This window comes from Poseidonibacter lekithochrous (genome assembly GCF_018861145.1).
Classification (GTDB): domain Bacteria; phylum Campylobacterota; class Campylobacteria; order Campylobacterales; family Arcobacteraceae; genus Poseidonibacter; species Poseidonibacter lekithochrous_A.
In genome coordinates this window covers 30,322-43,831 of sequence record NZ_JAHKQT010000041.1, presented here as the reverse complement: position 1 = coordinate 43,831, position 13,510 = coordinate 30,322, and the positions used below count along the sequence as shown (strand labels likewise).

Here is a 13,510-nt window from a genome sequence, read left to right as displayed (position 1 = left end):
ATCATTATTTGAACTCCTGCATTGGACGGTTATATTTCCCTTCCCATAGTTTTGAATAATCTATATTAGGAAGATTTATAATATTGTTTTTTAGAAAAGTTTGAGCATTTTCACGAGTAATCAGTTTGGTTTTAGTATAAAAGGCACGTTCTTTTTTTGTAAGTTTTAATGGGTCTATATTTCCTAAATATGCTTGATATGCAAAAGATAATCCCATCCCTGATTGCCAATATGGATATGTAGAAACAGTACAAGTTAATTCTTTAGATATAACGGAATTAGCAGATTCTTTGGTACCATCAACACCAGAAACTGCAATTTGTTTTTCTACACCCATTTCTTTAAGAACTTCTATCGCACCCAATGCCATTTCATCATTTGCAGCCCAAATAGCTTGAACATCATCAACTGTATATTTAGTGAACCATTTTGTAACAAGCATTGATGCTTGAGCTCTTGACCAGTTTGCTACTTTGCTATCTAATATTTTTATGTCAGGATAGTTTTTTATAGCTCTATTTAAACCTTCTAATCTACCTTTATTTGTTGAATTATTGAGTATTCCTTGAATTACTAATATATTACCCTTTCCGTCAATTTGTTTAATAATCTCTTGTGTAGTTATGTTCCCTGAAAGTAAGGAATCTGGAACTGTATGTGTCACCCAATATTTACTAACATTCCATGGCCAAAGATTTGTGGGTTTATTAAATACAGTTGAAAAATATATGCCATAATCTTTGGCGATATTTACCAAGTAAATTAGGTCTTTTTCGTCATTTGCATCCATAAATAAAATAGCATTTGAGCCTATCTTCTCAAGAGTTAATTGTAAGTCTTGTATCTGTTTCTCACTGTTCCCATAATTAAAAAGTGATATAACTTTTTCTTGCGATCCTATACTTTTAGCAAATAGTTTTGCACCTTCTACTAAAGCTCTCATAAATTCATTGGCATCTGTTCTAATTGAAATAATTACATAAGGTGTTTCTTTTATCTCAATACTATTTTGAGTTTCTTCTGCATTTAAATATATTGAATTGAAACAAAATAATATACAAAAAACTATTTTTATAACTCTTATCACTGTTTATCTCCCTACTTATCTTCTTAATATAAAAGAAACACTTTTTCTAATTAAAATATTTATTATATTTTAGCATAAAGTCCAAAAAATAAGTTCTTTAATATACGATAATTTCATTTACTAAGATATTAAATATATTATTTATAAATAGAATAAATTAATGAAAGGATTCTAAATTTATTCTATTTAAAACACGTTCAAAGTTTAATTTAAATTATGAAAGTTTTCTATTTGTTGAGATAATAATTTGATTGTTAAAAGAAATGGAGGAGCTAGTCGGACTCGAACCAACGCATACCGGATTTGCAATCCGGGGCATTACCAGCTTTGCTATAGCTCCAATGTTTGAAGAATCATTTTAATATTGAAATGAAAATGATTTGTAAAAATAAAAGTGGCAGAGGGCAAGGGATTCGAACCCTCGGAGGCGTGAACCTCGCCGGTTTTCAAAACCGGTCCATTCGACCAACTCTGGCAACCCTCTACTTTTATATTAAGTGGTGCGAATGGTCGGAATCGAACCGACACTCCGAAACCGGAATTGGATTTTAAGTCCAACGCGTCTACCTATTCCGCCACACTCGCACATTTTTTATTGGTAGAATCTAAGATGTTATTCTTAAATTGGAGTGGAATTATAATAGATTAATTATTGTTTGTCAAGTACTTTTTAAAGAAATATTGAATTTTGTACTTTTTAGCAATTTTAATGAGAGTTAAAATGCAAAAAATGTATAATGTTTAGATAAATTATGTCTACATTTAAAGGATTGAAATTGAGAAGTGATGAAGTAAAAAAAGGCTTTGATAGAGCACCCCATAGATCTTTATTAAGAGCTACAGGATTAAAAGATGAAGATTTTGAAAAACCCTTCATTGGTGTTGCTAATTCTTTTATTGAATTAATACCTGGACACTTTTTCTTAGATAAAGTATCTGTAATTATAAAAGATGAGATAAAAAAGAATGGTTGTGTACCGTTTGAGTTTAATACTATTGGTGTTGATGATGGTATTGCGATGGGGCATGATGGTATGTTATTTTCATTACCTTCAAGAGAATTAATTGCAAATTCTATTGAAACAGTAATGAATGCACATAAATTAGATGCAATGATTGCCATTCCTAACTGTGATAAAATTGTACCTGGTATGATTATGGGTGCATTAAGAGTTAATGTTCCTACTATTTTTGTATCTGGAGGACCTATGCAAAAAGGTCATACTAAAGATGGTACTCCTATTGATTTAGCAACTGCATTTGAAGCTGTTGGGAAACATGAAGCTGGTGAAATTAGTGATGAAGAATTACATGATATTGAGTGTAATGCATGTCCAAGTGGTGGTTCATGTTCTGGTATGTTTACGGCAAACTCTATGAATACACTTATGGAAGCTATGGGTATCGCACTTCCTGGAAATGGAACAATTTTAGCTTTAACTCCAGAAAGAGAAGTACTATATAGACAAGCTGCAAAAAGAATTTGTGAAATTGCATTAGATAAACAATCTAGAGAAAAATACTTATTAAGAAATATTTTAAATGAAAATGCTGTTAGAAATGCTTTTGCTGTTGATATGGCAATGGGTGGTTCTTCAAATACAGTATTACACATGTTAGCAATTGCAAGAGAAGCAAAAGTTGATTTTAACTTGGAAGATATTAATAAAATTTCTAAAAGAGTTTCTCATATTGCAAAAATTTCTCCATCATTATCAACTGTACATATGGAAGATATTAATAAAGCCGGTGGTGTTAATGCTGTAATGAAAGAAATGACAAAAAGAGGTGATGATATTTTACTTGACAATTTATCTATTACTGGTGAAACTTTATATGAAAAAATAAAAGATTCATATATTAAAGATACAAATATTATCCATACTATTGATAATCCTTATTCTGACGTTGGTGGATTAGCTATTTTATATGGTAACTTAGCAGAAGAAGGTGCAGTTATTAAAACTGCAGGAATCACTGGAGCTAGAAAACTTACAGGGAAAGCTGTATGTTTTGACGGTCAAGCTGAAGCAATTGCAGGAATTATTGGTAAAAAAGTAACTCATGGTGATGTTGTTGTTATCAGATATGAAGGGCCTAAAGGTGGACCTGGTATGCAAGAAATGTTAGCACCTACTTCACTTATTATGGGAATGGGTCTTGGAGATACTGTTGCTTTAATTACTGATGGTAGATTTAGTGGTGCTACGAGAGGTGCTTCAATTGGGCATGTATCACCTGAAGCAGCAGAAGGTGGAATGATTGGATTATTACAAGATGGAGATATAATCAATATTGATGTTGATGCTTACCTTTTATCTGTAGATTTAAGTGATGAAGAAATTGCAAGAAGAAAAGCAAATTTCAAACCTCTTAAAAAACCTCTTACTTCAAGTTGGTTAGGACAATATAGAGCACTTGTAACAAATGCAAGTAATGGTGCTATGTTAAAAACTGACTTATAATTTATTAATAAAGCGTTAACTATTGATTGAAAAATAGTTTACGCTTTTACTTTACAATTACTTAATCAAAAAACTAAAAGGATATATTGTGAAGAAAAAACTTTTATTAGCCTCAACACTAATTGCAACTCAATTATTTGCTGAATCTATAAATTTTAACATGATGGATAAAAATCCAACAAGAGTAGCTCCAAATACAAACAATCAAATTTTATCTTTTAATGGTGCTATTAAACAATCAATGAACTCTATAGTAAATATTTCTACAAAAAGACATGTAGATTCATCAATAGAAAATCTTCCACTACAAATGTTTAATGATCCCTTCTTCAAAAGATTTTTTGGAGATCAATTTGGTAATCAATTTAAACAAAATAAAGTACAAAGATCTTTAGGGTCAGGTGTTATTGTTTCTAAAAATGGATATATAGTTACAAATAATCATGTAATCGAAAATGCTGATGAAATAACTGTAACTATTGGAAATGATACTACTGAATTTAATGCAAAGTTAATTGGAAAAGATTCAGATAGTGATTTAGCTGTAATCAAAATAGAAGCAACTGACCTAAAACCAATTAAATTTGGACACTCAAAAGAGTTAGAAATTGCAGATGTGATTTTTGCAATTGGGAATCCATTTGGAATTGGAAGTACAGTAACTCAAGGTATTATCTCAGCACTTAATAAAAATAAAGTTGGAATAAATAGATATGAAAACTATATTCAAACTGATGCTTCAATTAATCCAGGGAACTCTGGCGGTGCTCTTGTAGATTCAAGAGGTGCGTTAATTGGGATTAATACAGCAATTATTTCTAAAAGTGGTGGAAATAATGGAATAGGCTTTGCAATTCCAGTTGCTATGGTAAAAGACGTAGTTAAAAAACTTGTAACTGATGGAAAAGTAACTCGAGGTTATTTAGGTGTTGCTATTAGTGATTTAGATAAAGAAACTGCAAAAGTTTATAATCATAAAAAAGGTGCATTGGTTTTAGATGTATCAGTTGATACTCCTGCATCTAAATATGGTGTAAAAAGAGGTGATTTGATCTATGCAATAAATAATAAACCTATAAAAGATAGAACAGCCTTGCAAAATATGGTGGCATCTTTTAAACCAAATCAAAAAATTGTACTAAATGTTGAAAGAGACAAAAAAGACATTGAACTTAATATAATTTTAGGAAATAGAACGAGTTTAGTTCATATTCAATCAAATAGTGGTAGAGTTTTAGGTGGATTAAAATTAAATACAATTACACCTGCAGCACAAAAACAATTTAGATTAGCACCTGATACAAAAGGTCTTTTGATTTCAGATGTTGAGCCTAAAAGTAAAGCAGAAAAAGCTGGATTCCAACCTGGAGATATTATAATTCAAATTGAAGATATTGAAATTAAGAATTTCCAAAATGTTGAATCTGCATTAACAAAATATAAAAAGAAACACAAAAGAGTTTATGTAAATAGATATGGTCAAACTATTCTATTTGTTATAAAATAAAAGGATTTACTATCATAAAAGTATTAATGATCGAAGATGATTTAGAGCTTGCTCAAATAATAACAGACTATTTATCATCATTTGATATTGAAGTTACAAATACAGATAGCCCATATAATGGGCTGTCTATGTTAAGTATAGATAAGGATTTTAAATTACTTATTTTAGATTTAACACTTCCTGAGATTGATGGATTAGAACTTCTTCCAAAAATTAGAGAAAAATCAGATATTCCTATTATAATAAGTTCAGCAAGAGATGATATTTTAGATAAAGTTATGGGTTTAGAAAGAGGTGCAGATGATTATTTACCAAAACCTTATAATCCAAGGGAACTTCAAGCTAGAATAAAAACTATCTTAAAAAGAGTAGATCTTCCTGAGATAAAAAAAGATGAAAATGCTTCTCCATTTTTTGTAAAAGAAGAAGATATGCAAATATCTTTTAAAGGAACTACTTTAACACTTACACTAGCAGAATACGATATTTTAAAATTACTAATTAAAAGAAATGGTGGGGTGATTGCTAGAGAAGATTTTATCTATGCAAGTGATAGTATTGAAGATGATTCATCATTAAAAAATATTGATGTAATTGTTTCAAGAATCAGATCAAAATTATCAAAGATTGATAGTAGTAAAACTTATATAAAATCCGTTAGAGGTATTGGATATCAATTAGTATGATAAGAAATATCTCTATTTCGACGTTTATTAATATCATTTTTTCATTAGCTTTTGTTGCTACTATAATTACATTTTCTTTATTTATTAGCTTTGATAAGCAAAAACATGAGATTAACCAACAAAATAGATATGAGCTTATCGCAGAAAATTTTTTAAGCACTTTCCAAAACTTACCAACAGCCGAATCCTTAATAAATCTATTTAAAAAGTTTCAAGTAAGACCCTTAGAAGATAGAGATGAAAAACTAAAAATTATAAAAAATGCACAAGAATTAACAATCACACAAAACTATTTAGGAACATATAGAGTTTATAGATATGATAAACAATATTATATTTATGTACAACAATATGGATATAACTTGATGTTAAAAGATATAAGAAATAGCAACTATAGTATGGTAATTATCATATCAGCCTTTGTTTTATCACTTATTACAATCTTTTTCCTATATGCATTTTTAAAAAGAAAACTAAAACCACTTAAACTATTAAATAAACAAATTATCGAGTTTTCAAATGGAAATAAAGATATAAAAATCAAAGCAATTAGCAATGATGAAATTGGAACTATCGCTAAAAGTTTTAATGAAGCAATAAGTCTTATAAATAATCAAACTAAATCCAAAGATTTATTTATGAGAAATATGATGCATGAACTAAAAACTCCTATTACAAAAGCTATGTTTATTGCAGAAACTTTAAACAATGAACAAACAAGAGATAATCTTCAAAGAGCTTTTAAAAGGATGGATGATATTATAAAAGAGCTTGCAACTGTTGAAAAGCTTACCTCTGCTAATAATATGATTTATAAAGAACAAACATCTTTTTTTAATATTTATACTAAAACTTTAGAAATAATGATGGTTACTCCTGAAAATATTGCTTCTAAAATAAAAGGTTTCCAATTTGAAGTTGATGTATCTATGTTTTCAATTGCACTTAAAAACTTAATTGATAATGCTATTAAATTCTCTCCTAATAATAAAGCAATAATCAATGCATCAAAAGAGCAAATCGAAATTAGTTCACTTGGTGAACCTTTAAAATATGATTTAGATTATTATACGGAAGCTTTTTCACAAGAAGAAAAAAGAAGTGATGGATTTGGATTAGGGTTATATATTGTAAAGACTATTGTAAATTTACATGGTTACAAATTACTTTATAAATACGAAAATGGGAAAAACTACTTTATTATAAAGATGTAAAAGCTTAAGCTCTTACATCTTTCATAACTTCAAACCACGAACGGTTAAAGTGCTTTTTAATATATTTTGCTCTATGAGGAACTATACAGCCTGAACAATTTTGATGAATATAATCATCACCTATATATTGAGCACCATCTCTTGATTTTATATTACATACAGAAAATAAAGTTTTACCTTCATCAGTTTTTTCAAAACCTTCTGTTTTAAATCTAAAGTTTGGACAGGCGCAAAGGTAGCAGTTTAAGTCTTCCATATCATGACATTTTTTATTATCTTTATATAAAGGACAGAAATCCGGTTCATTTTTAACCATATTTTCAAATTTAAAATATTCTATTACCTCATCAACACTTTTATCTTCTAATTTTTTCATTACATTTGCATGAAGGTTACCCTGTTGGATAAACCATTCGTCATAAGTCATCATAGTACTCCTAAAATTAATACAATTATTATAAATATATCTAAGCGATACTTTAACGAAAGAGTCTTTAAAACATCTGCATTTTCAATATTTTCACGTCCAATTCCAAAAAAAGGTTTAGTTTTAACTTTTCCAAAATATGAGGTAGGACCTCCAAGTTTTACTTTTATAGCTAATGACATAGAAGCAATTGGCAATCCTGCATTTGGACTTTCATGTTTTGACCCATATTTGTAAAACTCTAATAAAGCTTTTTTACTAAAAAAAAGAAAAGCTATAAGCACAGCCGTTATTCGTGCTGGTATATAATTTACTATATCATCTAGTATTGCAGCTACTTTTCCAAAGTTTTCGTACCTTTCATTTCTATATCCTATCATTGAATCTAAAGTATTAATAGCTTTATAGATATATGCTCCAACTATTCCAAAACAAAGTAAATAAAATAAAGGAGCAATAACTCCATCACTTAAGTTTTCTGCGTATGTTTCTATTGCTGCTTTGTTTACATCTGAATTAGACATATCCCTTGTATCTCTGCTAACTAGCATAGATATCTTTTCTCTTTTTACCTCAAGATTATCACTTGATATTACATCTCTTACACTATCGTATAACATTTTACTAGCAAGTGCAAAAGAAGCTAAAAAACCTTGAAATAAGATATTATCAAAACTAGCTAGAAATGAAGTGATCATATAAACAATTAAAAGCAATGAAACTGTTAGTATTGCACCTCTTAAAATTGAGTCTTGGTAAAACTTCTTTTGAAACCACGAAATATAATCACCCATAAATATAATTGGATGTTTGATAAACTTCAGTTTCTCAAACTCTCCAAAGATATTATCAATAACATAAGCTATTAAAGCAATACTATAAAACATTATCTAATATTCTTTGTACGTCTAATTTACTTTTCATTTGTTCTACAAAAGTATCTATTGAGTTTCTTTTATACTCTTTAAAATTATAACCTTTATATTCGCTATTTATTGACTTAAAGTATTTTGTTCTAAACTCATCATTGTCAAATATACCATGAACAAATGTACCTTTAAAGTTCTTCTTTTCATATGATAAAGAATAATCTAGTGTTATTCCATGATGGATTTCAAAGCCTTCTATCTGACAACTAAATAAATTATACTCTTGCTTTTTAAGTATCTTTTCTTTTTCAAAAGTAATAGTAGAAGGAATTACTCCAAAACCCTCTTCTACTAATGGCTGATTGTTTTCTAAAGCATACTTATCATTAAGTGTTTCAAACATCATCTCATATCCGCCACAAATACAACAAATATCTTTTTTGTAGTTTTTGATTTGCTCAAATAAGCCATTTTGTTTTAACCATTTTAAATCTTTTATCACAAGCTTTGAACCAGGAAGAATTACTAAGTCAAACTTTTCTAATGAGATATTATAATCCACAAACTCTACAAATACCTCATCATCTGCTATTAAAGGTTCTATATCATTGTAATTACTCATATATGGATATGATATAACTGCAATATCTAGTTTTTTCTTTTTAGGATTTTGAACAAAGTTTTTTAAAGATGTAGAATCTTCAAAGCCTAAGTTAAATGGAACATATGGTAATACTCCTAAAACTGGAATTTTAAAATCTTCTTCAATTATTCTAATGCCTTCATCAAAGAGTGATAAATCTCCCCTGAACTTATTTACTACTACACCTATTATATTATTACGTAGTTTTTCTGGTAATAAGTGATACACTCCATAAATAGAAGCAAATACTCCACCTTTTTCTATATCTGCGACTAGTATGATTTTTGTATTGTATTCATTTGCTATAAAGATGTTTGATAGGTCTTTATCCATTAGATTTAATTCAACAGGACTTCCAGCACCTTCATTTACAATGCAATCAAACTTTGAGTCTAAATACTCATAACATCTCTTTACAGCTGGTTTTAAAGTGTCTAAATCTCTATAGTAATCTAATACATCTTTGTTTGCTACAACTTTACCCTCAACTATCAAAGAAGCTGAACTTCCACGACCTGATTTTAATAGTACTGGGTTTAAATGATATGAAGTCTCTACTGATAATACTTCACTTTGGAAGTACTGAGCTATTGCTATTTCACTTCCATCATCACATACATGAGAGTTGTTTGAAACATTTTGTGCTTTAAATGGAGCAACTGAATAACCTAAGTCTTGTAGTATCTTTGCTATTACAAATGTTATAGTTGATTTTCCAGCGTCTGAGGATGTTCCTAGGATTGATATGTTATTCATCTATTAGGATTCCTGTTTCTATGAAGTCGTTGATTTTTTGGAATGTTTTATCATCTACTTTTCTTGAAATATCTAGTTTATTAAAAATCATACTATAAATTAATTCTTTATCTTTTAATAATTTTTCTACATAAGCTGGCATTTCTATTTGATTATTTTTATAGATAGCTTTACTTAATTCAATATTAGTGTCTTTGCCAATTGTTAAGTCGACTATACTATTTAATTGAGAATCTTCGCTATTCTCTAACTTTACGAAACATTCTTGTACATATTCTCCATCTTCACCATCCAAACTATCTTCATGAGGTTCAAATACCTTTTTCAACTCAAAAACTTTATGATTTAAAATAAAATTAATATTTACCAAAATTAAACATCTTAAAATATCATCATTTATCTTTTGTTCTTTATCTACCCACTCAACTAAATTATCCAGAATTTGAATATAAATTCTTGCATTAAGTTCTTCTGTTTCTTCGATAGTTTTTAAAATGATTTTAAATTGTTTTTTTAATTTTGAATATTTAAACTTTTTATTATCTTCTTCTCTCTCAAAAACTATTGACTTGAATAAGTCTCTAATACTTGGTTCATATTTTAAAAATTTAGATACAGTTTTTTCTTTTACATTTGAAAATACATCTTTTTCTTTACCTTCAAATACATCATCATTTAAAATAATCACTACTTTACATTTAAAATTTAAAGTTAATTGAGTGATAAATCCAAAAAGGTCATTTAAATCTATATCTTTTGATTTTCTTTCAAAGTCATCAAAGCATATTATTCCACCATTATTTAATCTTTCTAGTGCTGTTCTTTCTTTATTATCCGCTTGTTCTTCTTGTAAACTATTAGCTAGTTTTGATAAATCAAAAGAGGGTAAGAATTTCCCATATCTTTTAGAATATTTTGTAAATGTTGAGAAGATTTTTGTTGCTAAATTATCTCCACCTATTGCACTAAAATAGATTTGTCCAAAAATATCATTTTCAATTTCTTCAATTGAACTTTTCCCATATAAACTAATATATGAATATGCACTATTTTTTTCATTTAGTTCTTTTTTTAACTCATCATTTGCTATGTAATTCTGCCAAAAATGTGTTTTCCCACTTCCCCATTTTCCAGAAAGCATAATAACTTTCCCATTTGAAAGGTCACTTTTTAAATAGCCTTGTTCTCCAACTAAATACTTTTTTATTCTTTCTTGATTTGTTTTTACAGACACAATTTATCCTAGTTCTATGTTTATATAGCTTATCTTTTAATCGTTTCCAAATTATTATAATCAATTTTATTCATTTAGTCAATTCTTAATAGAAGGCTGAATTTCCACGATGCTTGTTATTAATAATACCTATGCAATCACTATGTAACTATTATACATTATTATAATTCTAAGCTAACATAATAATATATCTAATAAGGAAATATATGAATACCCTATCAAGAAGAAGTTTTTTAAAAGTATCGGCATTAGCAGCTACAACTTTAATAGTATCAACAGGAATTACAGGTTGTGGTAAAAGTGAAAATACAGTAAATGTATCATTTAATCATGGAGTTGCAAGTGGGGATCCACTTAATGATAAAGTAATTATATGGACAAGAGTTACACATGATGATTCCTCTTTAACTAGTGATGTTGAAGTAAGTTTTGAAGTATCAACAGATGATACATTTACAAATATAACTAACAATGGAACATATATAGCAAATGAGTCAGAAGATTTTACGATTAAAATAGATGTGCAAAATTTAGATTCAGGAACAGCATATTATTATAGATTCTTTGTAAATAATGTTATATCTAAGGTAGGTATTGCAAAAACTCTTCCAATAGAGAATCCAGAGCAAGTGAAAATGGCAGTGTTTACCTGTGCAAACTATACTAATGGATTCTTTAATGCATATAGCGAAGCTGCAAAATTAGAAGACTTAGATGTTACTGTCCATGTGGGAGATTATATATATGAATATGGAATGTATAAAGATGATGATTTAGAAGCATTAGTTCCAGCCTATGCTACATCTAATGCAAAAGAAATAGGAAGAGTCTTACCAGATGATAATAATACTGAGTGTATTTCATTATCAGATTATAGAAAAAGATATGCCTTATATCATACAGATATAGGAACTCAAGCTATTCATGCTATTTGTCCTATGATAGTAGTTTGGGATGACCATGAGATAGCAAATGATACTTATAAAGATGGTGCCGAAAATCATGATGATAGTGAAGGCGATTTCGAAATAAGAACACAAGAAGCACTTCAAGCTTATTTTGAATGGCTTCCAATAAGACCAGTTGACAATAAAAAAGAGATATTTAGAAGTTTTGATTTTGGAACATTAGTCTCTTTACATATGTTGGAAACTAGGATATTTGGAAGAAATAAACAGTTAAGTTATGGTGACTACTATAATGAAAATGGTGAGTTTGATACAACTACGTTTACAAGTGACTTAACATCAAGTACTAGAACTATGATAGGAAGTGAACAATTAAATTGGCTACAAGGCCAACTTTCAAATTCTTCTGCAACTTGGCAAGTATTAGGACAACAGGTATTAATGGGAAAAATGAGTTTGCCCTCTGAATTATTAGCAATAATTTCACAACTTGAAAATGCAGATGATGACTCAAAAAACACTTTATTAACATCATTAAATACTAAACTAATAGAACTCACTACAATAAAAACCAAAATATTATTAGGCGATACCTCAGTTACAGATGAAGAGAAAACAAGATTGTACACTGTAATCCCATATAATCTTGATGCATGGGATGGATATTACTATGAAAGAGAAGTTATTTTTGGAACAGTTAAAGCATTAAATAAAAAGCTTGTTATTTTAGCTGGAGACACACATAATGCATGGTCAAGTAATCTTCGAGATGCAAAGGGAAATCAAATAGGCGTAGAATTTGCAAGCCCTTCTATAAGTTCACCTGGTCTTGAAGAGTATGCAGGCTTAAGAGATACAAAAACAGCAATACAATTTGAAAGTGCAATAAAACTTCTTATAGATGATCTACAATATTTGAATGCTTATGATAGAGGATTTATAACAGTTACTTTTACAAAAGATGATGTAGAGGCAAAATGGCAATTCATAGATAATTGTGATTCTACTGATTATAATGTAAATAAGGATAGAGAAAAAACAATTACTGTGCAAAATACTACTTCATCACTTGAAATAGTATAAAATCATTAAAATATAAAGATTCTTGACAATAGAGAATCTTTATAATCCTTTAATATTAATTATTTATACTCCAACTTATCATATACCAACTGTTTATTTTTAAATGGATCAATTATTGCTTCTATTTCATCAAATGTGTATTTTAAAGGAAAGCCTATTTTTGAAAGTGTTGCTGTTGATTCTAATTTGTAAAAGCGTTTGCCATCTATGTATAGTGCTTTTTTATTTGCTAGTTTTGTTTTTAGATTAACTATTACAAATATATGCTTTGGAACTAGTACAAAGTATGCTTCATAACCTTTCATCTTTAACATTGAAATTAATAGGTTTGATTTATCGTCACAGTCTCCAAAGTTTTGAGTTACGACTTGTTTTGAGCTTCTTGCTATACTTTCATTTACTTTATAAGGTATTTTTGTTACGAAGTCTAGCATTGATTGTACTTCACATATTTCATTGTCTTGGCAGTTTTTTGTTAAAAAACTTGCTAGTTTTAAAGTATAGTCATCTCTTCTTACTTGATTTACATAAGTTAAGTCACCTATGTCTATAAACTGTTTTTTTACTATATAAAATGAACTTATTATCATATATATTAAATATCCAAGAAATATAAAAGTTAATAAGAAAG

Annotated in this window: 11 protein-coding genes and 3 tRNA genes; 5 read left to right on the top strand and 9 right to left on the bottom strand. The window is 28.6% G+C overall.

Annotation, left to right across the window (positions count from 1 at the left end; all coding sequences use genetic code 11):
• Window positions 1-4: 4 nt before the first annotated feature.
• From KO488_RS13670 to KO488_RS13655, 4 genes are all read right to left on the bottom strand, one after another.
• Window positions 5-1,087 (bottom strand): sugar ABC transporter substrate-binding protein, encoded by a 1,083-nt coding sequence (locus KO488_RS13670; RefSeq protein WP_216059369.1) that lies wholly within the window; start codon window positions 1,085-1,087, stop codon window positions 5-7.
• Between the two features lie 264 nt (window positions 1,088-1,351).
• Window positions 1,352-1,427 (bottom strand) — tRNA-Cys (locus tag KO488_RS13665).
• 55 nt (window positions 1,428-1,482) lie between these two features.
• Window positions 1,483-1,571 (bottom strand) — tRNA-Ser (locus tag KO488_RS13660).
• A 14-nt stretch (window positions 1,572-1,585) separates the two neighbouring features.
• Window positions 1,586-1,672, bottom strand: a tRNA-Leu gene (locus KO488_RS13655).
• A gap of 191 nt (window positions 1,673-1,863) precedes the next feature.
• Here KO488_RS13655 and ilvD point away from each other — a divergent pair.
• The 4 genes from ilvD to KO488_RS13635 all read left to right on the top strand — a co-directional run bounded on the left by ilvD (window position 1,864) and on the right by KO488_RS13635 (window position 6,959).
• On the top strand, window positions 1,864-3,552 hold the full coding sequence (ilvD, locus tag KO488_RS13650; RefSeq protein WP_216059368.1) for a dihydroxy-acid dehydratase: 1,689 nt from the start codon (window positions 1,864-1,866) through the stop codon (window positions 3,550-3,552).
• Between the two features lie 88 nt (window positions 3,553-3,640).
• Window positions 3,641-5,059, top strand: a complete 1,419-nt coding sequence (locus tag KO488_RS13645) for a Do family serine endopeptidase (protein WP_216059367.1) — start codon at window positions 3,641-3,643, stop codon at window positions 5,057-5,059.
• Between the two features lie 11 nt (window positions 5,060-5,070).
• The gene (locus KO488_RS13640) at window positions 5,071-5,745 is read left to right on the top strand and encodes a response regulator transcription factor (protein ID WP_216059408.1); all 675 of its coding nucleotides are present in this window, start codon (window positions 5,071-5,073) and stop codon (window positions 5,743-5,745) included.
• Window positions 5,742-6,959 (top strand): ArsS family sensor histidine kinase, encoded by a 1,218-nt coding sequence (locus KO488_RS13635; RefSeq protein WP_216059366.1) that lies wholly within the window; start codon window positions 5,742-5,744, stop codon window positions 6,957-6,959. The genes KO488_RS13640 and KO488_RS13635 overlap by 4 nt, the downstream gene beginning before the upstream one ends.
• 4 nt (window positions 6,960-6,963) lie before the next feature.
• On the opposite strand, the gene KO488_RS13630 is transcribed toward KO488_RS13635, so the two are convergent.
• The 4 genes from KO488_RS13630 to KO488_RS13615 are packed head-to-tail and all read right to left on the bottom strand — an operon-like array spanning window position 6,964 to window position 10,888.
• A complete protein-coding gene (locus KO488_RS13630) occupies window positions 6,964-7,386 on the bottom strand; it encodes a hypothetical protein (RefSeq protein ID WP_216059365.1) in 423 nt (140 codons plus the stop codon).
• Window positions 7,386-8,273: an adenosylcobinamide-phosphate synthase CbiB gene (gene cbiB, locus KO488_RS13625; protein ID WP_216059364.1), complete on the bottom strand. Its 888-nt coding sequence runs from the start codon at window positions 8,271-8,273 to the stop codon at window positions 7,386-7,388. Before cbiB ends, KO488_RS13630 begins: the two co-directional genes overlap by 1 nt.
• Entirely contained in the window at window positions 8,263-9,654 is a 1,392-nt protein-coding gene (locus tag KO488_RS13620) for a cobyric acid synthase (protein WP_216059363.1), read from the bottom strand. The genes cbiB and KO488_RS13620 overlap by 11 nt, the downstream gene beginning before the upstream one ends.
• A complete protein-coding gene (locus KO488_RS13615) occupies window positions 9,647-10,888 on the bottom strand; it encodes a P-loop NTPase fold protein (RefSeq protein ID WP_216059362.1) in 1,242 nt (413 codons plus the stop codon). Before KO488_RS13615 ends, KO488_RS13620 begins: the two co-directional genes overlap by 8 nt.
• A gap of 206 nt (window positions 10,889-11,094) precedes the next feature.
• Here KO488_RS13615 and KO488_RS13610 point away from each other — a divergent pair, with 206 nt between their 5' ends.
• Window positions 11,095-12,879 (top strand): alkaline phosphatase D family protein, encoded by a 1,785-nt coding sequence (locus KO488_RS13610; protein WP_216059361.1) that lies wholly within the window; start codon window positions 11,095-11,097, stop codon window positions 12,877-12,879.
• A gap of 59 nt (window positions 12,880-12,938) precedes the next feature.
• Here the strand turns inward: KO488_RS13610 and KO488_RS13605 are convergent, their stop codons facing one another.
• Entirely contained in the window at window positions 12,939-13,469 is a 531-nt protein-coding gene (locus tag KO488_RS13605; RefSeq protein ID WP_216059360.1) for a hypothetical protein, read from the bottom strand.
• Window positions 13,470-13,510 lie beyond the last annotated feature (41 nt).

Excerpts from the sequence above, each read along its gene's own strand:
- KO488_RS13635 (WP_216059366.1), top strand. The coding sequence starts at position 5,742 with ATGATAAGAAATATCTCTATTTCGACGTTTATTAATATCATTTTTTCA.
- KO488_RS13620 (WP_216059363.1), bottom strand. The coding sequence starts at position 9,654 with ATGAATAACATATCAATCCTAGGAACATCCTCAGACGCTGGAAAATCA.
- KO488_RS13605 (WP_216059360.1), bottom strand. The coding sequence starts at position 13,469 with ATGATAATAAGTTCATTTTATATAGTAAAAAAACAGTTTATAGACATA.
- cbiB (WP_216059364.1), bottom strand. The coding sequence starts at position 8,273 with ATGTTTTATAGTATTGCTTTAATAGCTTATGTTATTGATAATATCTTT.
- KO488_RS13610 (WP_216059361.1), top strand. The coding sequence starts at position 11,095 with ATGAATACCCTATCAAGAAGAAGTTTTTTAAAAGTATCGGCATTAGCA.
- KO488_RS13630 (WP_216059365.1), bottom strand. The coding sequence starts at position 7,386 with ATGACTTATGACGAATGGTTTATCCAACAGGGTAACCTTCATGCAAAT.